This is a genomic window from Acinetobacter sp. XS-4 (genome assembly GCF_023920705.1).
Classification (GTDB): Bacteria; Pseudomonadota; Gammaproteobacteria; order Pseudomonadales; family Moraxellaceae; genus Acinetobacter.
In genome coordinates, this window is sequence record NZ_CP094657.1 from 1,431,115 (window position 1) to 1,453,202 (window position 22,088).

A 22,088-nucleotide genomic window follows, 5' to 3' on the forward strand; every position below is an offset into this window, starting at 1 on the left:
TGATTAAATTTACTTACTGGCTTTTTCAACAGCAAATGCAATAAGTAAAATGATAAGACCACCTAGACTCAGAACAAAACCCACCCAGATTGGCGCGATCCAACCCATTTGGTGACTGAGTACCCATCCACCTAAAAATGCACCTAATGCATTGGCCATATTAAAGGCAGAGTGGTTGAGTGACGCTGCTAGTGTTTGAGCATCGCCTGCAACATCCATTAGACGGGTTTGCAAAGCTCCGCCTAATCCCATTACAGTGAGACCAATCAAAAATAATGAAGCAATAGCACTATAGATATTACTCATTAAGAAACTGGCAACAACAAAAGCGATAGCTGAACTAATTAATACACCTACAATCGTTTTGTTTAGGTTTTTATCTGCAAGCCATCCTGCTGCTAAGCCACCAATAACCATACCGATACCCCAGATAGCTAAAGCGATAGGGACAATTTGGATATTAACTTTTGTATATTCAGTCAAAATTGGTGAAACATAGCTATAAACAGAAAACATGCCTCCAAAACCGATAGCGCCTACCGCTAGTGTTAGCCACATGTTGATATTTTTAAGACCGGCTAACTCTGTTTTTATACTCGCAGTAGCTTGGACTGGAATATTGGGTACAAAAAAGCCAACAGCAATTAAAGTGACGAAAGCAAAGGTTGCTGAAAACTCAAAACCAGCTCTCCAGCCAAAATTTTGACCTAACCACGTCGCGAGAGGAACGCCAATTACAGTTGCGACTGTAAGACCCATCATCATTTGGGCAACTGCAGAAGCTCTTCTTGATGGGCCAGCGAGTTCTGCTGCAACTAATGCACCAACTCCAAAATATGCTCCGTGTGGTAAACCTGCAATGAAACGTGAGATTAAAACAGTTTCGGGGGTATGAGCTAAAGCGGTAAAGGCATTAGCTACACCATAAAAAAGCATTAAGCCAAGTAATAAAGTTTTTCTTGGAACTTTGGCTCCAAGAATTGCAATGATAGGAGCGCCAATAACTACGCCTAATGCGTAAGCACTAATAAAGTGACCAGCTTCAGGTACAGTAATATTTAAGTTATTTGCAATTTCTTGAATCAGTCCCATTGCGACGAATTCAGTGGTTCCAATACAAAAACCACCTACAGCGAGTGAAAAAATTGCTAAAAAGAGTGAATAGTGTTGATGTGTAGAAAGAGGAGATTGCGGGGACGCCATAATAAGTTAAGGGGAAACTCAAAAAAGGGAAGTATAAGGGAAAAGAGAACAAAATAATAAAAAACTAAAATATTGAGATAAGGCTTACATATTCAAATGAAGTAAATTTAAATTTTTATATGGAATAATTCATCGAAAAACTTTTAAAAATTATATATGATTGGCGCGTAATACTTTAAGCATTACAACAAGTTGTATAAATATCTAAAAATAGAGATGTTAAAACGTGAAAAAATTATTTATTACCTGCCTTATGGGTATGGCTATTTTATCTATGTCTGGTTGCTCAGTATTTATGGCGGGTAATCAACCAAGTAAAAAAAATGTAAATGTTCTAAATCCAGGTAGTTCTCGTAATTATGTGATTGCCGAATTTGGAGCACCCGTACTTTCAGAATACCGTGATGGAACACGGGTTGAGATCTATACTTTTCAACAAGGTTATCCAAAGTGGGTGAAAGTCAGTAGAGCTTTTGGTCATGGTGTGGCAGATGTTGCTTCAATCGGTCTTTGGGAAGTATTTGGCACTCCGACAGAAGCATATTTTAACGGTAAAGAAACATCTTACGAAGTATCTTACGGGCCAGATGATTTGGTGAAAAGTTATAAGCTAATTGATTTTGAGCAGGCATTTCCAAATATAAAGCAGCAATAAACTCAAATAAAAAAGGCCTTCGGGTCTTTTTTTATTTGAATCAAAATTAAATTCATTAATGATAATAAGAATTATTTTTATTTGTGTATACTGTATTTTCTTATATTTTGTCTGAAAACTTTCGCATTTGTGTACAACAGGATTTTGTAATAATGAATAAATTTTTAGTGCTTTCTCTTGCATTAGCATCTAGTTATAGCGTTGCTCATGAACCTTATGTGGCACCTGTAGCTTATAAAACTGAACAGACTCAAGTACCTGTATTTGCTGGTTATGCTGAAGAAGCATTAAACAGTGAATATGCTTTAAAGGATGCTAAGCTTACCGTAATTACACCTAAAAATGAGCTTAAAACTTTCAACTCCGAAGCTCTACATAAGTCAGTAACTGTTTTTGATGTAGATTTGCCGGAGGAAGGTACATACATTATTCAAACTCAGGCAAGTTATCCTTTAAAATATGTATATGACCAAAAAGCATGGCATCTATTTTTTGATATGCCAGCTGATAAAGCTCCACCGAAAGCCGAACGCGAATATTTGATTTCGGCTGACCTTAAAACAAAAACAATTAAAACAGAGCAAGTAACACGAGAATGGACATTACAAAGTTATCTTTCTAAAGGGAAAGTTTCAGATATTCAATTTCCCAATACGCCGATTAAAGTTAGTTTCTCTGTGCACCCAAACCAGATTAAAGCTGCTCAACCTATTCAATTAGCCATAACTGAAAAAGGGCAACCTTTAGCTTATGCTGAAGTTAATTTGAGAGAAAAAGGTGCAACTGATAAACAAGTACAACCATTTAAGGCAGATAATCAAGGGCAAGTTGAGCTCAAATTTTCAAAAGCTGGCGAATACTTAGTAGAAGTAACTGCACCACTAAATTTGAAGTTAAAACCTAAAAATCAAAGCTATACAATTATTAGTTTAAATGTATTGGCACAGTAAATTTTTACCTTACATAAAATTAAATCCGTGTCGGGTCTAATTTTATGTAAGCATTCAAAAAATGTTCAATATCAGAATGCGCTATTTCAATTTTAAAATTATAAAAATTCATCTCAAAAAAAAATAGTAAAATAAAATTCATGTTGAAGTTAGCTAACTAATTTTGTGATAAGATGAATAGTATTCATTAGCAAGAATTTATCTAAAGTTGCTCGATTTTTGAAAAACAAAGATGAGCTAAAACATTTATAGATAAATCTACTTTTCAAGCGTGGACCCATGTTAGAAATTCGTCACCTTAAAACCTTAGTTGCCTTACGTGAACACGGTTCATTGGTTTCGGCAGCAAATGATCTTTGCTTAACACCTTCGGCTATTTCTCATCAGTTAAAAGAATTAGACCATTGGTATGGGGTGGAGGTTGTTAATCGTCGTAGTAGACCTGTGAGTTTCTCTAATGTCGGGCAGCGCTTACTCAAGTTAGCCGATGATGTTTTGCCACAAATTCAGATTACCCACAGTGATATCACGCGTATTGTGCATGGACAGACAGGCAGAATTATTTTTTCATCGGAATGTCACAGTTGTTTTGACTGGTTAATGCCTTTATTAAATCAGTATCGTCAGCAATATCCAGATGTAGATTTAGACTTTGCATCAGGTTTTGAGGCTAATCCGCATGAACTTTTACAAAATGCAGAATTTGATTTACTGATTACAGCCGATCCGATTGCGTTAAAAGGAATTGAGTATTTTCCAATTTTTGAATATGAATCACGCTTAGTCTTATCAAATACTCATCCTTTGGTGCGGGCTGAAAATATTACAGTTCAAGAATTGGCCGAGGAAGTTTTAATTACTTATCCGGTTGATAAGCACCGTTTAGATATTATGTCGAAACTTTTCATTCCTGCGAATATTCAGCCTAAACAAATACGAACAACTGATTTAACTCAAATGCTTATTCAGCTTGTAGCAAGTGGAAGAGGTATTGCTGCTTTACCTGATTGGGTGGTAAATGAATATGAACAAAAGGGTTGGGTCACAAGCCGCCGTTTAGATTGTGTTTCCTCTACAGGTTTAAGACGAACTTTATATGCGGGCTATCGAACTGAAGAAAAAGAGAAAAGTTATTTTGAAGGATTTTTAAAGCAGTTAGAAAAATTCTCTTTAAAGCGAAACGCTTATTATTCTGGCTAAAACAAATAATTTAGCCTAAGTGTAAAAAAGGTGCTTAATTGCACCTTTTTTATATCGACTTCTTATTTACCAATAAATAAAGACAGTAAGCCAGCTGCAATAAGAGGCCCGACTGGTACACCACGGAGTAAAGCGACACCAGCAACCGTACCAATAAGTAAGCCTGCAACAACATCAGGTTGGCTCGACATTAATTTTACTCCGCGACCACCCAACCATGCGACTAATAGGCCAATTGCGATAGCTACAAGCGATTTAAAACTAACAAATGACTTTAAAATACTCTCTCCACTGAGCTTCCCGCTGGCAATTGGGGTGAGTACGCCAATTGTTAAAATGAGAATCCCTAAATTAAGACCGTGTGCTTGAATGTAAGGAAAGAACTCACTTAAAGGGGTGATTTTAACGACAATGAGCACCCCCGCTGCAATGGTTACAGCTGCATTTTGACTTAATAAACCGCAGACAAGCAGGACGAGTAAAACAACTAAATTAACATCAAATTGGGCAAGCATGGGGAGTGCAGAGAAAGTAAATAAATGGAATTGTATAATATTTAAGAGTTGTAATGTGAAAGCTTAAAAAGATACAGCCGATTTCAGATCTTATTTTTAAGAATAAATGCTTGTATATCTCTCAATCCTAAAGAGTTTTAATTTTTGGTTACGCGTGGAAACAATGTTATATAAATTAACAAGTTAAAAATTTTAGTTTTTTAAAATTGTGATATAAAAATAGTCATTACTTATGAATGCAGGATATTTTATGGACATTATAGATATCAAAATAAAAGATCAGTTTGACCAGATTCATGATGCAAAAGCGCAACTAAAGAAAAATTTAGTTGAACATGAGAATGAATCGTTAAAGCTGAGCCAACGTATTGAGCATATTATTGTTGATAATGAAATTATTTTGCCTACTACCGAATTATTATTTGAAAGTGGAAAGAACGAGAATATTTATCGAGTAGTTGAAGAGTAGAGTGCGCGAGTTGAACTAAGTAAATGCAAAGAGCTGCTCGTAGGGTTTAGTAAAAGGTGGAAACTGCGTTAAAATAACTGCTTAGTTCTAATGAGAAAACTTCATGCTGCTGGAAAAAATTTTACAATCACAAGGGTTTGGTTCACGTAAATATTGTCAGCAGTTAATAAAAAACGGATCTGTAAGTATTGATGGAGAAATTGCAGATGATCTCAAGAAGCAATTCTCTCCTGAAAATTTAGAGTTTTCTCTTTTTGGGCAGGCCTATCAATATCGAGAAAAAGTTTATATTGCTTTAAAAAAGCCAAAAGGTTTTGAATGTTCACATCAGCCTCAGCATCATCAAAGTGTTTTTAGTCTTTTACCTGAAATCATGATTCAACGTGGTGTGCAAGCTATTGGCCGTTTAGATCAAGATACAACGGGCTTACTTTTACTCACCGATGATGGTAAATATCTTCAAGCTTTAACCCATCCTCGTAAACATGTTCCCAAGGTTTATCATGTTACGACTATAGATCCAGTTACAGCTGACCAAATTGAAATGTTGAGTCTAGGTGTGAGCTTGCATCAAGAAAAAGGTGTCTTTGCTGCAACGGATGTAGAGATATTAGAAACTCATCAATTAACCATGACGATTCATCAAGGCGTTTATCATCAAGTTAAACGAATGATTGCAGCTGTAGGAAATAAAGTAGAAGCCTTGCATCGCCATCAAATAGGGCAATTGGTTTTACCTGAGCTTGAAGATGGTGAGTGGATTTATTTATCTGAAGAGCAGAAACAGCTCGCTCAAAATATTATTTGAGAAAACAATGGAAAGTTTGGAACTCACTATCTCGAATGAATCCCATTTGTTCATATAAGCGATGAGATTCATGGTTGTTACCTTGAGTTTCCAAACTAATCCGCAAAGCATTCTCTTGTTTTGCAAATAAGATTGCTGTATCGATTAGCTGTTTAGCTGAACCTTGACGACGGAAAATAGGCGTAACATATACATCATCTAAAATATAGTAAGTTGAGCAAGCAACTGAAGAAAAACCTAAATAGAGTAAAATAAAACCCGTGATTTTGTCGTCTTTAATATGAATGAAGAACACACTTTCTCTATTCTCAAAACGCTGTTTGAGAAAGTGAAGTGATTCATTAAAATTAGAAGAGGCCCCATAAAATTGGCGGTATTCATCAAATAAAACGGCGAGTTGCTCTAAATCTTCAAAAGTCGCTCGTCTAACGATCATTTGGCGCTCCTTGTAATTTATCATTATGTTTTTACAAAGAGAGCATAACGAAAAAAAAAGCTTTTTGACGTTAAAACTTGTTTATAAATGCAACAGTGTTAAATTTTGTCGCTTTCACCAAGAAGAGCATTTAGTTCTTCAAACAAATCTTCATGGTCATCATCTTCAGCTAAAGTTGATGGATTTTGGTTTAATGAAGATGCTTTTGCTTTTCTCAGTTTTAATAATTGTTCCATATTGATCGTCTGATTTTCGATTGCAAATGGAATAGATTTAGTTAATACGACCTGTTTAAAAAAAAGTCGTACCGCTTGGGCAGGGGTAATTCCCAATTGTTTAAAAACAGCAAAAGCCTGTTTTTTCTCTTGGGAGTCAAGTCGAACCTGATAAACTTCTGTTTTTCGCATGAATAACAAAACCAAATGATTTTAATTTTTAGGAATTTATTTTAAACCATCGCAATGTAATTTCAATGCTTTTTGGCATAAAAAATAATCTTTTTGTAATTACGGTTACATTACAATGTCAATTCAAACTCAGAATTAAAAGACATTCCCTCTTTTGTGAGGGGGTCTATAAATGAAATATGCTTAGCCAGCAGCTGTAATGGTTCAGAGAAATCATCTTCAGCCTTGTGTTGAACTACTGGATAAAATGGGTCATTTTTAATCGGAATTTCTAAGTAATTAAGATGCACGCGAAGTTGATGCTGTTTGCCCGTTGTTGGTGTTAAGCGATATTTTGCCCAAATTTGGTTATGTTCGATAAGCTCAATATAAGTCTGGGTATTTGCTTTAGCATTTGCCACAACTTGCATGGTATAAAAAGGAGTACCTTTGTCTAAATGCAAATGTAATGTTTGGGGAAGTTTTAATTCTTTTTTATAAGGTGCAACGGCATGGTAAATTTTATTGACTTGACGCTCTGCAAATAATTGTTGGTAAGCACCACGAGATTCAACCCGTTTGCAAAATAGAACAACCCCAGCAGTTTCCCGGTCTAATCGATGTATGGGCGTTAAATATTCATTGCCTGTTTGTTTTTTTAGTCGGACTAAAAGCGTTTCTTGAACATATTGTCCAGTCGGGCTAATCGTTAAAAAATGTGGTTTATCGACCACTAGTAAGTCATCATTTTCAAATAAAATCCGATGTTCAAATGGAACGTGGGCTTCATAAGCAAGAAATCGATAATAAAAAATATGGGTATTACTTTGATAGGGACTGTCTAATGTTAGTTTTTGTCCATTTGCCCCATAAATAAGTCCATCTTGAAAGCGTTGTTGCCACTCTTGCACTTTAATATGTTGGAAATGTTGGCATAGATGCTCATAAATAGTTTGAGTATTTGTGTGTGCAGGAAGATAGACTTGGCTTGCGCTCACACCATCAATCATAGGTGGCAAAAAATCGTTCGGACTAGACATAAAAAAGTGTAAATATGTAAGAAAATTGATATAAAAAAAGCCAACTTCTAGGGCTTAAGTAGGCTTTTAAGGCAGGGCAATGTTATCATATCGATTATTTCGAATCATGTTATGTGTGCTATGTCGTATTCATTGAAATTGGTCTTAAATCATGAAGAAGATACTGAGCGTCTAGCTCAAGCGTTGGCGCAACATGTTCAGTCGGGTGTGATTTATTTAATTGGAGATTTAGGTGCGGGTAAAACCACACTTACACGCTATTTCTTACAGGCATTAGGTCATAAAGGTTCTGTTAAAAGCCCAACCTATACACTCGTTGAGCCGTATAAAATCAATGACAAAGAAATTTTTCATTTTGACTTATACCGTTTGAATGACCCCTACGAACTTGAATTAATGGGAATCCGTGATTATTTAGATATCACAGACGCATTATTTTTATTTGAATGGCCATCAAAAGGTGGCGATGAAATTCCAGAGGCCGATATCATTATTGATATTCAAAAGTCAGATGATGAGTTGAGCCGTTTAGTAACTTTAACTTTACCCACAGAACATTTGTATCAGACTTTGCAGGAACAGCTTCATGACTGATGAAAAGCTAACACAACGTCGTATCCATACATTAGACGCAGCGTTAGCCAACCAGATTGCTGCTGGTGAGGTGATTGAGCGTCCTTCATCTGTTGTTAAAGAATTATTAGAAAACTCTATCGATGCGGGTGCAACTGAACTCATTGTGCGGATTGCTCAAGGTGGTTCGACCCTAATCGAAATTATTGATAATGGTCATGGCATTCATTCTGAAGATTTGGCACTGGCCGTTATGCGTCATGCCACAAGTAAAATTAAAACGGCAGAAGATTTACACGCTATTGTAAGTCTAGGATTTCGCGGGGAGGCGCTTGCTTCGATTGCCGCTGTTTCAAGGTTGACATTAACTAGTAGCCAAGATGAAAGTGGGATCGGCCATCAGGTTGAAGTTAATGGTACGGCCTTTGACCATCAAGAAGTACAAGCTGTTGCTGCTCAAAAGGGAACACATATCCGTGTTCAGGACTTATTTTTTAATGTTCCTGCCCGCCGTAAATTTTTAAAAAAGCCAACCACTGAATTTGGTCATATCGAAGAGATTGTTCGTCGTCTGGCTTTAACACATTTTGATATACGTTTTGTGCTTGAGCATAATGATAATATTAGAATTAATTTACCTATAGCTGATAGCGGAGAGCTCCGTTTTCAGCGAGTACAGCAATTATTAGGTTCGCAATTTGTACAAAATGCATATTGGATGGATGCCGAAAGTATTAGCATGCGTTTATCGGGTTGGCTTGGTCATCCTTCAGATGCACGTGCGCAGGCTGATATGCAATATGTCTATGTAAATGGGCGTATTGTCAAAGATAAAACAATTTCGCATGCATTACGCATGGCATATGACGGTATTTTACATGGCCATCAACATTCATCTTATCTACTTTTCTTAGAAGTCGATCCTGAAAATATTGATGTCAATGTTCACCCTACAAAACATGAAATCCGTTTTTTAAATCAGAGAGAAGTGCATGAGTTTGTAAGACATTATGCAAAAGAAACTCTGGCACAATTTCAGACAGCGAGCGCTGATTTAGCTCAAGCGATGAAAGTGGATGAACATTCTGATTATTCAGTACAGCCACAGCCTAAATATCAGGAACAATTTACGCTGCATCGGACAAATGAAGCTTTAAATCCAGACAGTGAAGTACAGTCTCAGCACGCACCAACAGAATTATTAACTGATTTTAACGCTAGTCGTCCGCAAGCTATTCACTATGCAGATCAAACACCAAAATATAATGGTTCACCTCAGTTAAATAATGCGTTAAAGACATATTTAGCACCACTGCGTGACCAGACTGCTAGTTTTTCAGTAAATGAAGATATTGAACCAGTAACAAAAGTCGATGAATTTCCATTAGGTATCGCAATTGCTCAACTTCATGGAATTTATATTTTATCGCAAAATACTGAAGGTCTAATTATTGTTGATATGCATGCAGCGCATGAGCGTATTTTATTACAGCAAATGAAAAATGCTTGGGATAAGCCAGAATTTTGGACATCTCAGCAGTTGCTTATACCTAAAGTTATTTCTATTAGTCGAATGCAAGCTGTGAGGGTAGAAGAATTAAAACTTCAACTGGAGCGTTTAGGACTTGAAATTGATTTGTATGGTGATGAACAAATTATTATTCGGGGAGTGCCAGCCATATTACAAAAAGCTGACTTTGAAAATCTTATTCCTGAACTTTTAAATGATTTAGATCCAAATGATGAAGCACAAGGGCTACTTCAAAAAAGAGATGAGTTATTAGCTGGAATGGCGTGTCATGGGGCAGTGCGTGCGCATCGACAACTCAGTCTTTCTGAAATGAATGCTTTACTTCGTCAAATGGAACAAACCGAATTTGCGAGCCAATGTAACCATGGAAGGCCAACTTGGCGCGCATTTCCATTATCTCAATTAGATAAATTATTTGCTCGAGGAGAGTAGTTTTACATGTCAAATCAATTGCCCGTCATCAATTTAATGGGACCAACTGCGAGCGGAAAAACCGCTTTGGCATGTGAATTATACGAACGTGGAAATTTTGAGCTGATTTCTGTTGATTCTGCACTCGTTTATAAAGATATGGATATCGGCACGGCTAAACCAACTCGTGAAGAGCAAGCGCTATATCCGCATCATTTAATTGATATTATTACTCCTCTTGAAGTTTATTCAGCTGCTCAATTTGTTGAAGATGCATGTAAGTTAATTGATGACATGCATTCACGTGGAAAGACTCCTATCTTGGTAGGAGGTACAATGTTGTACTTTAAGGCATTATTAGAAGGTCTATCGAGTAATTTGCCGAGCGCAGATGCTCAAGTTCGGGCGGCAATCGAAGAAAAAGGTTTAAATGAAGGGTGGCAGGCTGTTTATGATGAATTAGTTTCTGTCGATCCTGCTGCGGCTATAAAATTTAATGTGACTGATAAGCAAAGGATTATTCGAGCACTAGAAGTTTATAAGCTTACAGGTGAACCAATTACTAAATTGCAGGCAGAACAACCAAAAAACGTACCATATCGATACATATTTCATAATTATGCTTTACTTCCAGATCGGGTAGAATTACATCAACGCATTGAGCAAAGATTAAGCAAAATGTGGGATATCGGTTTTTTGAGTGAAGTTGAATCTCTAATTGAAAAATACGATTTAGATGAAAATTTACCCTCAATGCGTTCAGTGGGTTATCGACAAGCACTAGAATTTCTATTAAAAAGTGACTTAAGTCTCAAAAGTAAACGTGAAATGGAGGATAAAGCTTTATTTGCAACACGACAACTTGCCAAACGTCAATATACGTGGTTACGTTCTTTGCAAGAAATACACGATTTTAAAACTTACTTGACGATAAAGCAGGCGAAAGAAGACTTGCGAAACTCTTATGGATAAAGCAAAATTTGCACACTGTCTTTTTATAATTTTTAGTTGAAAAATAAAGATAGTTTTTTTGCGCTGATTTAAAAATTTTTTTTTGGAGTTAAAAATGTCTAAAGGTCAAACTTTACAAGATCCGTTCTTAAATTCTCTCCGTAAAGAACGTATCCCTGTTTCTATTTTCCTTGTGAACGGTATTAAATTACAGGGTCATATTGAATCATTTGACCAATATGTTGTTTTATTAAAAAATACTGTAAGTCAAATGGTTTACAAACACGCGATTTCAACTGTTGTTCCAGCACGTAACCCACGCCCAGCAGGCGCACAAGGTACAGGCTTCCCTGCACAAGGTGGCACACAAGGCGGCTTCGGTGGTCAACCTACTGGTGGCTTCGGTGGCGGTCAAGGTGGTGGCTTTGGTGGTTCTCAAGGTGGCTTCGGTGGCGCTCAAGGCGGCTTCGGTGGTCAAGGCGGCTTCGGCGGTGGTCAAGGTGGCGGCTTCGGCGGTCAAGGTGGCTTCGGCGGTCAAGGCGGTGGTTTCGGTGGTCAAGGCGGCTTCGGTGGTCATCAAGGTGGTTTTGACAACGACACTAAATTTGAAGATGGTCAAGAAGACGAAAATAATCGTTAATTGAAATCTAAAAAGAAACCAGTCAGATAATGACTGGTTTTTTTATGCTTATTTAAAAGCTAATTCACAATATTAAACTCATCAAAGGTCATGATTTGACTATGGTGCCTCATATATTTAAATAAATAGAGTTTTTATCGATGATATTAATATTAGCTGCTGCTTTAAGCAGTGTTTTGGTGTCCATTCTATTAAAAAACTTCAAGAAAAAAGGCTACCAGGCGCTACAAATGATTGCATGGAACTATGCGAGTGCGAGTATTCTTTGTTTTTGGTGGTTTCAGCCTGATATCCAACATATTTCAATACAAAAGACGCCTTGGTGGTTAATTGTTGCATTAGGATTGATTTTGCCTAGTATTTTTCTGTGTTTAGCTAAATCACTAGAATATGCTGGAATTGTTAAAACTGAGGTTGCACAACGACTTTCCGTGGTACTTTCTTTACTCGCAGCTTATTTCTTTTTTAATGAACAATTTAATGCATTAAAACTATGGGGAATAGGTTTAGGAATTTTTGCTGTTCTACTTGTTCTTTTTGGACAAATGAATACTTCTTCAAATCATCAATCTCGAAAAGCAATTTTTGCTTTATTAAGTGTTTGGTGTGGATACGCCGCAGTAGATATTCTCTTAAAATATACGAGTAGCTTAGGTCTTCAATTTACACTGACTTTGAATCTTATTTTTATTACATCTTTTATATTATCAATTTCATATTTATTGGTGCAGAAAACCCAAAAATGGCAGCTTAAAAGCGCTATAGCTGGATTAATACTAGGTGTTCTTAATTTTTCAAATATTGCTTTATATGTGAAGGCTCATATTCTTTTAAAGGATTCGCCTGCAATTGTTTTTGCAAGTATGAATATTCTCGTTGTGTTATTAGGAATTGCAAGTGGCGTTATTCTATATAAAGAAAAATTAAAATGGCCTACCACTTTGGGTATTTTATTCGGGATAAGTGGTGTACTTTGTTTAGCTCGTGCAATGAGTTTATAGTTCAAGAGAGTTGAATCTCTTGAACTATTCTAATTTTATAAATAGGTAAAAATAACTTCATCTGGTAGGCGTGATTTAGGTAGTTTGGCATTGAAATCATTTTCACTGCGGTAACCTAGAGAAACAATGACTGAACTACGCAGGCCTTTTTCAGTTAAACCTAACTCAGTATTTAAAATTTCTTCATCAAAACCACCCATTGGTGTTGCATCAATTCCTTCTAAACCCGCAGCAAAAAGTAGTTGGCCCAGAGCAATGAATGTTTGGTTTTCCATCCATCCAAATAAATTTTTCTGCTCATTTCGATAAAACTCAACATAGCCATGGCGAGTATCTTTTTGGCCGAGCTTTGCTTTTTCATCTTTAAAACGACCACTTAAATCATCTTGTTCAAGTAGTTGATTTAAGTATTCAGCTGAAATATCTGTTCTTGTGCAAAATATAAGTGTGTGTGATGACTCAAGCACTTTAGGAGCATTGTAGGCATATTTTCCAGTTAAGGCTTTTGCAATTCGTTCTTTGGCTGCAAGATTGTCTGCAACTAGGAAATGCCAAGGCTGTATATTCACTGAAGAAGGGGAAAAACGTAAAATTTCTAATAATTTATTAATTTTTTCTTGGGGAATTTTCTTTTCAGAATCATACGCTTTTGTGGTATAGCGGCTTTTAACAGAATTCAATAGGTCCATAGGTGTGCTCCATATCAATCTTATGGCAATTGAGAGAATTTAATCTTTGTCATCATACGCTATTTTATTCAAAAACATTTCCTATGTAATTTGATAAAGAAATATAATGCTTATATAAGGTTTTAGTAATCTATTGAAAATGATTGATTTAATGCCCGCAGATGCAAAGAGTAAGTTGCGAGAAATTAGAATTGTTAAAGTCTTTATAATTTTTGCCTTTGTATTGAGTCTTCTTATTTTATACATTGAGTATCAAAAATATGCGCATATAAGCTGGAAATTTATATTTATTGCCAGTACATGTGTAATTTACGATTTTGATTTAAATAAAAAAATTAAAGAATTGAAAGTTCAAATAAAAAGTGACTAATTTCTAGCTAATAATTCCAGACAATCAATTCTAGCTGTTGCGTATTTGAAGATGGATCAATTTCTAAAATGTAAGCCTGATCCTCACGCCAATCGCCAAGAACAATTCGTTGTTTAGCTTGTACTTGATGAATTGAAGGACGGTGAGTATGCCCATGAATCAATATGTCGACATTTGCTAAAGCGGAAATAACCGCTTGCTCATTCACGTCCATGATTTCATAGCTTTTTTGCTGTTTATCAACTGAGCTTCTTTTGCGAAAGCCACTAACAAGCTTAGTACGAAAACTGAGTGGAGTGCGGCGTAAAAGAGCGACTAAGAGAGGATTTCGAATAATTTTTTTAAATCTTTGATAGGAAATGTCATCTGTACATAATGCATCGCCGTGTTCTAAGCGATATTGATGTCCTGCGATATTGAGAGAATAAATGTCAGGGAGTAAGACGCCATTAAATTTATTGAGAAAAACTTGATTAAGCGCAAAATCACGGTTACCGACTTGAAAATAAACCTGATTCCCTTTTTTGCTAAAGTCTTTTAAGGCCTCAACAATTTCATCAAGCCATGGTGCTGAATAGTCATCTCCAATCCAGGCATTAAACCAGTCGCCTAAGATGTAGAGTTGAGTATTTTTATCTTGGTAATGCACCAATAAGTCTAAAAACCCTCGAACGAGTCGAGGGTGTTCAGGTGACAAATGTAAATCTGAGATAAACAGATAAGTCACAGCTTTATCCTAAAATTATTCAGAAATAATTTTAGCAGATTCGATTACAACATTTTCTAAAGGAACGTCAGCGTGATAACCGCGGTTGCCAGTGCGAACACCTTTGATCGCTTCAACAATGTCTAAACCTTCAACAACTTTACCAAATACGGCATAGCCCCAACCTTGAGCAGTTTTAGAGGTATGGTTCAAGAAAGAGTTATTTTTCACGTTGATAAAGAATTGAGCAGACGCTGAGTGAGGAGCTTGAGTACGTGCCATTGCAACGGTACCTTCGTCGTTACTTAAACCGTTATCAGCTTCATTTTCAATTGAATCACGTGTCGCTTTTTCTTTGAAGTTTTCATCCATACCGCCACCTTGGATCATGAAACCATCAATGACGCGGTGGAAAATAACGCCGTCATAAAAACCGTCACGTACATATTCTAAAAAGTTTGCTACTGTTTTAGGCGCTTTTTCAGCATTCAGTTCAAGAACAATACGACCTTTATTGGTGTTTAATTCGACTTGAGGAAAACTCATTACATTAATCTCCTAAACATGGGCTTATGACCATGGGTTTTTGGTTGAGAGAAGCATAAGCAAACTGTAAACTACAAGGCAAGTAAAAAACGTTAAAATCTTTGTGAAAAATGAAGATAGCGTTTAAATTTTTCGAAATTTTATCTACAAAGAAGTGATTGATACACTATGAAGCCTAATGATGTTGTCTCGAGCCTGCCAAATAACCCGACACCGAATACTCATGCCTCTGTCGATTCTACGCAGCAAGAACAACAGGCTGGCTTAGATTTTGTTCGCCAAGTTATTACTGAAGATTTAGCTGCTGGTCGTGCAAAGCAGATCGTAACGCGTTTTCCACCAGAACCAAATGGCTATTTACATATTGGTCATGTAAAAGCAATTTGTCTAAACTTTGGTGTGGCTGAAGAGTTTGATGGATTATGTAATTTACGTTTTGACGATACAAACCCTGATGCTGAAGAGCAAGAGTATGTTGACGGTATTGCTAACGATGTGAAATGGCTTGGTTTTAACTGGAATGGTGAGCCACGCTATGCATCAGGTTATTTTGATCAATTATATGTATGGGCTGTTCAACTGATTGAGCAAGGCGATGCTTATGTTGATTTGCAATCTCCAGAAGAAATTAAGCTAAACCGCGGTAATTTTGTTGAGCCTGGTAAAAATTCACCATACCGTGATGCTTCTGTTGAAGAGAACCTTGCGCGCTTTGAAAAAATGCGTAGTGGTGAATTTAAAGAGGGCGAAGCTGTTTTACGTGCCAAAATTGATATGGCAAGCCCAAATGTACACATGCGTGACCCAATTTTATATCGCGTATTGCATTCAGAGCATCATCAAACAGGTGATAAGTGGAAAATCTATCCAATGTATGACTATGCTCATCCATTGTCTGATGCGATCGAGGGAATTACTCATTCGCTTTGTACATTAGAGTTCCAAGATCACCGTCCGTTTTATGACTGGATTGTAGAAAAAGTAAAATCTCAAGCGGTTCCACATCAGTATGAATCTTCACGTTTAAACGTGGATTACACCATTACATCAAAACGTAAATTACGTAAATTGGTGGAAGGTGGCCATGTGAATGGTTGGGATGACCCTCGTATGCCAACAGTCGTGGGTATGCGTCGTCGAGGTTTTACGCCAGAAGGTTTGCGTGATTTCTGTAAGCGTGTGGGCGTGTCAAAAACTGACGGTATTGTAGATGTTGCAATGCTTGAGTTCTGTATTCGCCAATCTTTAGAAAATACAGCTGCACGTGGTATGGCTGTTTTAAGTCCACTTAAAGTGACTTTAACCAATTTGCCAGAAGATATGGATCTTAACCATGCTCGCCATCCAAACGTGTATATGGGTGACCGTGTGATTCCTTTAACTAAGGAAATCTATATTGACCGTAAAGACTTTGAAGAAGTACCACCAAAAGGCTTTAAACGTTTAATTCCTGATGGTGAAGTGCGTTTACGCCATGCTTACGTCATTAAATGTGATGAAGTTATTAAGGATGCTAATGGTGAAGTCATTGAGTTGAAATGTTCGATTGACCCTGAAACCTTAGGTAAAAACCCTGAAGGCCGTAAAGTGAAAGGTGTAATTCACTGGGTATCTGCGACTAAAGGTATTCCTGCTGAAGTACGTATTTACGATCGTTTGTTCACAGAAGCAGATCCTGAAACAGGTGATGATTTCTTGGCAAATTTAAATCCAGATTCGATGAAAGTATTAGAAGCTGTCATTGAGCCTGCTTTGGCACAAGCGAGTCCTGAAGATCGTTTCCAGTTTGAACGTGAAGGTTATTTTGTTGCTGATCAACATGATCATTCATCTGAAAAACCAGTGTTTAACCGCATTCTCGATTTGAAAGATAGCTTTAAGCCTGAGAAAAAGTAAGACGCGTAAAATGTTTTTGAGTAAATAGCAGATATAAAAAAAGCCCAACTCAGTTGGGCTTTTTATTTATTTTCCTACATATATTATTTTATATGATGCTTTGGCAAATAAGCTAAGCCGGGTTAACCACATAAAAATAAAGAACAAGGATGATAAGAAGAATAAACGCTAGCGATAAATAGGTATTAACCGTATTAAAGCTTTTGATAAATTTCAGGATTTCCATAATGATTAACTATTTATATTTGTGAAGAAAAGTATGGTGAAGCAGTACACTTAATTTAATATAAAATGTTCCAAAAGATAGATTATTATTCTACCTTTTGGTTAATAAAAAAGCATTTAAACTTATTTGTAGTAATAAAAAAGCGATTAACCACTATATCCAATTCGTTTAAGAAATTTTTGAATAACGTCAAAGGCAGCATGTTCGAGGTTTTGAGCATATTGCTGATTTTCTTCGCGAAGTTTTGGAATTGAAATATTGGCATGGCGAAGTTCACATGTATGACCGATGAGCCATTTTTCAAAATGTTCTTCAGTGGTTTCAATATGGAACTGCAAAGCAAGAATATTATTGCCGACTTCAAATGCCTGATTGGTATAAATATCTGAGCTTGCTAAGAGCACCGCATTTTCAGGAAGATCGAAAGTGTCACCGTGCCAATGTAGAACATGAACATTGTTAAGCAAACCAGATAAAACCTGATTAGCACGTAGGCTTAAGCTTAGTGGACCCCAGCCAATTTCTTTTTGATGACCTGCATATACTTTTGCACCAAGTGCATGAGCAATAAGCTGTGCGCCTAGGCAAATACCAAGCGTAGGCTTGTCAGCTGCCAAACGTTGTTTGAGTAAAGCGATTTCATCTTTTAAGAATGGATAATCATCAGTTTCATAAACACCAATTGGACCACCTAAAATAACGGTTAAACCTTCATGTGCAAAAGCAGGGGTTAAATCATCTACACCTGCCTCAAAATAACGGACACGAAATCCGAGTTGATAAAAGACATCTTCTAATGAACCTAAGTCTTCGAAAGCGAGATGCTGAATGGCATAAATAGTTTTTGGGAAGGCGTTTGTTGTGCTCATACAAATGATTCATAGAAGATCAATAGGTGGAGTATAGCGATAAATAAAAGGAAGAAAATATCTGTATAAATCGTCAATACCTGAAAATTGATATTTTTCGTTAAAATGATGTTGTTATGCAAAGGATTATCTTATTCATGAATAAATCCTTAAACATATTCTACTGTTTAAAATAATAGCTTTTGAGTTGCCTCAAGACCTATATCTGAAAGTTGATGTTCATCTTTTAAATTAACTCCTGAAAAGCCGAGCTGTTTTGATTTTTCCATTAATGTCATTAAACGTTGTACCGCAACTGGAATACTTAAGCCTGCAGAACGGACATTAGAAATACAATTACGCTTAGCATCAATACAGCCTGAATATGCATTCCACGTATAGTAAATTCCCATACTATCAGGAGAGCTTAAACCTGGGCGCTCACCAATCAGCATTACAAGCATGGGTGCCTTAAATATTTCAGCAACTTCATCACCTAAAGCAACCCGACTGCCTGTTGCCAGTGTAATTGGTGCAAGATTCCAGTTTTCTTGCTGAATTTGTTCACTTAGCGCTGTAATGAATGGGATGGCATTCGCTTCAATCGCTCTTGCAGAGAGTCCATCACCGACCACAATACAAATATCGTATTGTTGAAGGTCTTCTGCATACTTCTTAATTAAGACATCTTTTGATTGATCTGAAAGCTGACGTCCTAAATCCGGACGTTTAAGATAGATTTCCTTATTAGGGGCGTTGCTTTGGACATGAAGACTTTGCAGCCGTCTTTGCACTAATTGCTCAGATAAATAGGAAACATCCATGTCTTGATAAACCGCATCTTTTGCTTGTGCATGCGACAACTGGAACTCAAGTAAGGCTTGTGTTGGGATGCTACAACCTGCACGACCCAGAGCAATACGAGCATCAGTAAACTGTTTAAGTTTTTCCCACTGATCTTGATGGGTGCTTGATGGATATTGAATATCACGGTTCAGTTTCATGATGTTCTCCCTAGTTCATGAGCAGACGAGAGAATTGGTCAGGCATTTGGTCTGCCCAACAGATTTGAGAGTTTTGTTGTTTAAAAATACCTTGCTGTTCAAGCCAAGTTGAAAACTCTGGAGCTGGTTTTAAACCGAGGAGTTGTCTTAAATAGAGGGCATCATGGAACGAGGTCGTTTGATAATTGAGCATGACATCGTCTGAACCCGGAATTCCCATAATAAAGTTAATGCCCGCGGCCCCAAATAGAGTAAGGAGAACATCCATATCATTTTGGTCAGCATCGGCATGGTTGGTGTAACAAATGTCGCAGCCCATTGGCACACCAAGCAACTTACCGCAAAAGTGGTCTTCTAGTCCCGCACGTATAATTTGTTTGCCATTAAAAAGATATTCAGGGCCAATAAAGCCAACGACTGTATTCACTAACAGTGGATTGTATTTACGGGCCACTGCATAAGCACGTGTTTCTAATGTTTGCTGATCAACGCCATGATGTGCATTACTGGATAAGGCACTGCCTTGACCCGTTTCAAAGTACATAACATTTTGTCCAATAGTTCCGCGTTTAAGTGCGAGCGTGGCTTCATATCCCTCTTGTAGTAAATCGAGTGAAATTCCAAATCCTTCGTTTGCCAGTTGGGTGCCAGCGATTGATTGAAACATTAAATCAATAGGCACATTTTTTTCAGCCAGTTGAATGCCTGAGCTGATATGTGTGAGTACACAAGATTGCGTCGGAATTTGATATTCCTGAATGACATGATCAAGCAATTTCAGTAGCTCTGACAAATTATGTAGGTTATCTGTGGCGGGGTTAATGCCAATCACTGCATCACCATTGCCATACATCAAACCATCTAAAATACTCGCAGAAATACCCAGTACATCATCGGTAGGGTGGTTCGGTTGTAAACGGGTAGAAAGATGGCCTTTTAAACCAATCGTGTTGCGAAACTGGGTTATCACCTCACATTTGCTGGCGACATAAATCAAATCTTGATTACGCATAATTTTGCTGACAGCAGCCACCATTTCTGGAGTTAAACCTGACGCTAATGCTTTTAAGCTTTGGGCAGTAGCTTCTTCTCCAAGTAACCAATTTCGGAAATCGCCTACTGTAAAGTGTGAAATAGGGGCAAAAGCTGCCAGATCATGTTCATCAATAATCAGTCGTGTAATTTCATCAGTTTCGTAATCGACCACAACTTCATTCAAAAATGTTTTAAGCGGTACATCGGCCAAAGTCATTTGTGCCGCAACATGTTCGGTTGCGTCTCTGGCGGCTACACCTGCTAATTCATCACCTGAACGTAACGGCGTTGCTTTTGCCATCAAGGTCTTCAAGTCAGCAAAGTGATACTGTTGATTGGCGACAATATTGCGATAACTCATAGTTGCGTCCTATTTTATAGTTCTTGTTCTGCGGCTTTAATATTTGCAAACTCTTCTTCTGGTGTACCTTTCACTAAATGATAACGGCTATAGAATAAAAAGTAAGCAATAAATACGACATAAATAGCGGCAGCAATAAACCAAACTTTCGGATTAACAACAAAGCCCGCAACTACAGCAGCGACTGCTAGAACCAGTGCAATGCTTGAAGTAACGACTCCTCCAGGAGTTTTATAAGGACGAGGCATGTCGGGTTTAGATAGGCGTAGTTTGATGTGGGATAAAAGAATCAACACATAGGAAATGGTGGCACCAAAAACCGCGATTAAAATCAGTGAATCGCCTTCTTTGGTAAGTGAAAGCAAGAATCCAATAATGCCCGGAATAATAATCGCAAGATAAGGGGCTTTATTTTTATTGGTTAAAGAGAGTGAAGTAGGTAAGTAGCCAGCACGAGAGAGTGCAAAAATTTGACGTGAATAGGCATAGATAATTGAAAAGAAACTCGCGATTAAACCTGCTAACCCAACAAAATTTACAAAAGTCGCAAGCCAAGTATTGGTGCCATAAACTTTAACCAGAGCATCGACGAGGGGAGCGCCTGAGTTTTGCAAAGTACTTGCACCTGCTGCGCCCGCACCCAAGAATAATATGAGCATGGCAAACGCCGTTAATATGAGCATTGCACCGATTAAACCGCGTGGGAGAGATTTGGCTGGATCTTTTGCTTCTTCGGCTGCTAAAGGCACACCTTCAACTGCAAGGAAAAACCAGATTGCAAAGGGAACTGCGGCCCAGATGCCTAAATAGCCATGAGGTAGAAAACGACTTGCGCCAGCTGCTGTGCCAACAGGAATATCTAACAGGTTTTGTGTATTAAAATGTGGAATCATTGCGACAATAAACACAACTAGAGCAACAGCTGCGACAAGTGTAATTGCGAACATAATTTTTAAGGCTTCGCCGGCACCCTTGAGATGTATGCCCATAAAAATGGCGTAGCAGGCGAGGTAAATCATCCAGCCATTTATGCCAAATAGAGATTCGCAATAACCACCAATAAAGACAGCAATAGCAGCAGGGGCAATCGCGTATTCAATTAAAATGGCTGTTCCTGTTAAATAGCCCCCAAAAGGACCAAAAGCAGCACGCGCAAAACTATAACCGCCACCTGCTGTTGGCATCATGGTGGACATTTCTGACATAGAAAGACATAGGCACAGATACATGATTGCAGCGAGGGCAGTGGCAATAAACATGCCACCCCAACCACCTTGAGCAATGCCGAAGTTCCAGCCAGCAAAATCACCCGATATCACATAAGCTACGCCTAAACCAATCAGGAGTAACCAACCAACCGTACCTTGTTTGAGTTGACGCTGAGCAAAATATTCTGCTGATGAGACTTCTGTGCCTGAAGAAATGACGGAAGCCGTTTCTGGTTGATTCATACAATACTCCTGCGAGTGGGTTTGTATGAATCAATGCAAAAGCAATGCCTAAATGAAGCACTTTAGAGAGTAAATAGAGCTTTTTTATTCTAAATGATAAAAATTCAAGCTTAACAACCGTAAATAAAGAAGCCAGCAATCTAAATTACTGGCTTTTTATATAATTAATGATCTTACTTCTTTCTAG

At 37.5% G+C, this 22,088-nt stretch carries 25 protein-coding genes; 12 read left to right on the plus strand and 13 right to left on the minus strand.

Annotated features, from left to right (window positions below; all coding sequences use genetic code 11):
- Positions 1 to 9: 9 nt before the first annotated feature.
- A complete protein-coding gene (locus MMY79_RS06645) occupies positions 10 to 1,203 on the minus strand; it encodes an MFS transporter (protein WP_252612618.1) in 1,194 nt (397 codons plus the stop codon).
- A gap of 226 nt (positions 1,204 to 1,429) precedes the next feature.
- On the opposite strand from MMY79_RS06645, the gene MMY79_RS06650 reads away from it, so the two are divergent.
- From MMY79_RS06650 to MMY79_RS06660, 3 genes are all read left to right on the plus strand, one after another.
- Complete coding sequence (locus MMY79_RS06650) at positions 1,430 to 1,858, plus strand: hypothetical protein (RefSeq protein WP_252612619.1); 429 nt, start codon at positions 1,430 to 1,432, stop codon at positions 1,856 to 1,858.
- A 152-nt stretch (positions 1,859 to 2,010) separates the two neighbouring features.
- Entirely contained in the window at positions 2,011 to 2,808 is a 798-nt protein-coding gene (locus MMY79_RS06655) for a DUF4198 domain-containing protein (RefSeq protein ID WP_252612620.1), read from the plus strand.
- 279 nt (positions 2,809 to 3,087) lie between these two features.
- Complete coding sequence (locus tag MMY79_RS06660) at positions 3,088 to 4,008, plus strand: LysR family transcriptional regulator (protein ID WP_005306625.1); 921 nt, start codon at positions 3,088 to 3,090, stop codon at positions 4,006 to 4,008.
- A 62-nt stretch (positions 4,009 to 4,070) separates the two neighbouring features.
- Here the strand turns inward: MMY79_RS06660 and MMY79_RS06665 are convergent, their stop codons facing one another.
- The gene (locus tag MMY79_RS06665; protein WP_252612621.1) at positions 4,071 to 4,523 is read right to left on the minus strand and encodes a DUF441 domain-containing protein; all 453 of its coding nucleotides are present in this window, start codon (positions 4,521 to 4,523) and stop codon (positions 4,071 to 4,073) included.
- A 250-nt stretch (positions 4,524 to 4,773) separates the two neighbouring features.
- Here MMY79_RS06665 and MMY79_RS06670 point away from each other — a divergent pair, with 250 nt between their 5' ends.
- Together MMY79_RS06670 and MMY79_RS06675 are read left to right on the plus strand one after the other, a co-directional pair.
- Positions 4,774 to 4,992, plus strand: a complete 219-nt coding sequence (locus tag MMY79_RS06670) for a hypothetical protein (protein WP_252612622.1) — start codon at positions 4,774 to 4,776, stop codon at positions 4,990 to 4,992.
- A 103-nt stretch (positions 4,993 to 5,095) separates the two neighbouring features.
- Positions 5,096 to 5,800 carry a 16S rRNA pseudouridine(516) synthase gene (locus MMY79_RS06675; protein ID WP_252612623.1) on the plus strand — a complete coding sequence of 235 codons (705 nt, stop codon included), beginning with the start codon at positions 5,096 to 5,098 and terminating at the stop codon, positions 5,798 to 5,800.
- Here MMY79_RS06675 and MMY79_RS06680 read toward each other — a convergent pair.
- The 3 genes from MMY79_RS06680 to MMY79_RS06690 all read right to left on the minus strand — a co-directional run bounded on the left by MMY79_RS06680 (position 5,793) and on the right by MMY79_RS06690 (position 7,662).
- Positions 5,793 to 6,236: a GNAT family N-acetyltransferase gene (locus tag MMY79_RS06680; protein WP_252612624.1), complete on the minus strand. Its 444-nt coding sequence runs from the start codon at positions 6,234 to 6,236 to the stop codon at positions 5,793 to 5,795. The two genes, MMY79_RS06675 and MMY79_RS06680, sit on opposite strands and share 8 nt — an antisense overlap.
- Positions 6,237 to 6,334: 98 nt before the next feature.
- The gene (locus MMY79_RS06685; protein WP_016137742.1) at positions 6,335 to 6,643 is read right to left on the minus strand and encodes a type II toxin-antitoxin system RelB/DinJ family antitoxin; all 309 of its coding nucleotides are present in this window, start codon (positions 6,641 to 6,643) and stop codon (positions 6,335 to 6,337) included.
- Between the two features lie 110 nt (positions 6,644 to 6,753).
- Complete coding sequence (locus MMY79_RS06690) at positions 6,754 to 7,662, minus strand: pseudouridine synthase (protein WP_252612625.1); 909 nt, start codon at positions 7,660 to 7,662, stop codon at positions 6,754 to 6,756.
- A gap of 120 nt (positions 7,663 to 7,782) precedes the next feature.
- On the opposite strand from MMY79_RS06690, the gene tsaE reads away from it, so the two are divergent.
- From tsaE to MMY79_RS06715, 5 genes are all read left to right on the plus strand, one after another.
- Positions 7,783 to 8,256, plus strand: a complete 474-nt coding sequence (gene tsaE, locus MMY79_RS06695; RefSeq protein WP_049836984.1) for a tRNA (adenosine(37)-N6)-threonylcarbamoyltransferase complex ATPase subunit type 1 TsaE — start codon at positions 7,783 to 7,785, stop codon at positions 8,254 to 8,256.
- Complete coding sequence (gene mutL / locus MMY79_RS06700) at positions 8,249 to 10,198, plus strand: DNA mismatch repair endonuclease MutL (RefSeq protein WP_252612626.1); 1,950 nt, start codon at positions 8,249 to 8,251, stop codon at positions 10,196 to 10,198. The genes tsaE and mutL overlap by 8 nt, the downstream gene beginning before the upstream one ends.
- A gap of 6 nt (positions 10,199 to 10,204) precedes the next feature.
- Positions 10,205 to 11,149, plus strand: a complete 945-nt coding sequence (gene miaA / locus MMY79_RS06705; RefSeq protein ID WP_252612627.1) for a tRNA (adenosine(37)-N6)-dimethylallyltransferase MiaA — start codon at positions 10,205 to 10,207, stop codon at positions 11,147 to 11,149.
- A 94-nt stretch (positions 11,150 to 11,243) separates the two neighbouring features.
- Positions 11,244 to 11,768 carry an RNA chaperone Hfq gene (hfq, locus tag MMY79_RS06710; RefSeq protein WP_252612628.1) on the plus strand — a complete coding sequence of 175 codons (525 nt, stop codon included), beginning with the start codon at positions 11,244 to 11,246 and terminating at the stop codon, positions 11,766 to 11,768.
- A 140-nt stretch (positions 11,769 to 11,908) separates the two neighbouring features.
- Entirely contained in the window at positions 11,909 to 12,769 is an 861-nt protein-coding gene (locus MMY79_RS06715; protein ID WP_252612629.1) for a DMT family transporter, read from the plus strand.
- A 35-nt stretch (positions 12,770 to 12,804) separates the two neighbouring features.
- Here the strand turns inward: MMY79_RS06715 and nfsB are convergent, their stop codons facing one another.
- Positions 12,805 to 13,458: an oxygen-insensitive NAD(P)H nitroreductase gene (nfsB, locus tag MMY79_RS06720; protein ID WP_252612630.1), complete on the minus strand. Its 654-nt coding sequence runs from the start codon at positions 13,456 to 13,458 to the stop codon at positions 12,805 to 12,807.
- Positions 13,459 to 13,597: 139 nt separating this feature from the next.
- Between nfsB and MMY79_RS06725 the strand changes: the two genes are divergently transcribed.
- Positions 13,598 to 13,828, plus strand: coding sequence for a hypothetical protein (locus MMY79_RS06725; RefSeq protein WP_252613457.1), 231 nt, complete (start codon positions 13,598 to 13,600; stop codon positions 13,826 to 13,828).
- A gap of 7 nt (positions 13,829 to 13,835) precedes the next feature.
- On the opposite strand, the gene MMY79_RS06730 is transcribed toward MMY79_RS06725, so the two are convergent.
- Positions 13,836 to 14,555, minus strand: coding sequence for a UDP-2,3-diacylglucosamine diphosphatase (locus MMY79_RS06730; RefSeq protein ID WP_252612631.1), 720 nt, complete (start codon positions 14,553 to 14,555; stop codon positions 13,836 to 13,838).
- 15 nt (positions 14,556 to 14,570) lie between these two features.
- Positions 14,571 to 15,080 carry a peptidylprolyl isomerase gene (locus MMY79_RS06735; protein ID WP_016137752.1) on the minus strand — a complete coding sequence of 170 codons (510 nt, stop codon included), beginning with the start codon at positions 15,078 to 15,080 and terminating at the stop codon, positions 14,571 to 14,573.
- A gap of 168 nt (positions 15,081 to 15,248) precedes the next feature.
- Here MMY79_RS06735 and MMY79_RS06740 point away from each other — a divergent pair, with 168 nt between their 5' ends.
- Positions 15,249 to 16,976 carry a glutamine--tRNA ligase/YqeY domain fusion protein gene (locus tag MMY79_RS06740; protein ID WP_252612632.1) on the plus strand — a complete coding sequence of 576 codons (1,728 nt, stop codon included), beginning with the start codon at positions 15,249 to 15,251 and terminating at the stop codon, positions 16,974 to 16,976.
- A gap of 112 nt (positions 16,977 to 17,088) precedes the next feature.
- On the opposite strand, the gene MMY79_RS06745 is transcribed toward MMY79_RS06740, so the two are convergent.
- The 5 genes from MMY79_RS06745 to eat form a co-directional block, all read right to left on the minus strand.
- The gene (locus MMY79_RS06745; RefSeq protein ID WP_228156315.1) at positions 17,089 to 17,202 is read right to left on the minus strand and encodes a hypothetical protein; all 114 of its coding nucleotides are present in this window, start codon (positions 17,200 to 17,202) and stop codon (positions 17,089 to 17,091) included.
- A gap of 146 nt (positions 17,203 to 17,348) precedes the next feature.
- Entirely contained in the window at positions 17,349 to 18,071 is a 723-nt protein-coding gene (locus MMY79_RS06750; protein WP_252612633.1) for a glutamine amidotransferase, read from the minus strand.
- 167 nt (positions 18,072 to 18,238) lie between these two features.
- A complete protein-coding gene (eutC, locus tag MMY79_RS06755; protein ID WP_252612634.1) occupies positions 18,239 to 19,054 on the minus strand; it encodes an ethanolamine ammonia-lyase subunit EutC in 816 nt (271 codons plus the stop codon).
- A 10-nt stretch (positions 19,055 to 19,064) separates the two neighbouring features.
- Positions 19,065 to 20,450, minus strand: a complete 1,386-nt coding sequence (locus MMY79_RS06760; protein WP_252612635.1) for an ethanolamine ammonia-lyase subunit EutB — start codon at positions 20,448 to 20,450, stop codon at positions 19,065 to 19,067.
- Between the two features lie 14 nt (positions 20,451 to 20,464).
- Positions 20,465 to 21,901, minus strand: coding sequence for an ethanolamine permease (gene eat / locus MMY79_RS06765; protein ID WP_252612636.1), 1,437 nt, complete (start codon positions 21,899 to 21,901; stop codon positions 20,465 to 20,467).
- Between the last annotated feature and the right edge of the window lie 187 nt (positions 21,902 to 22,088).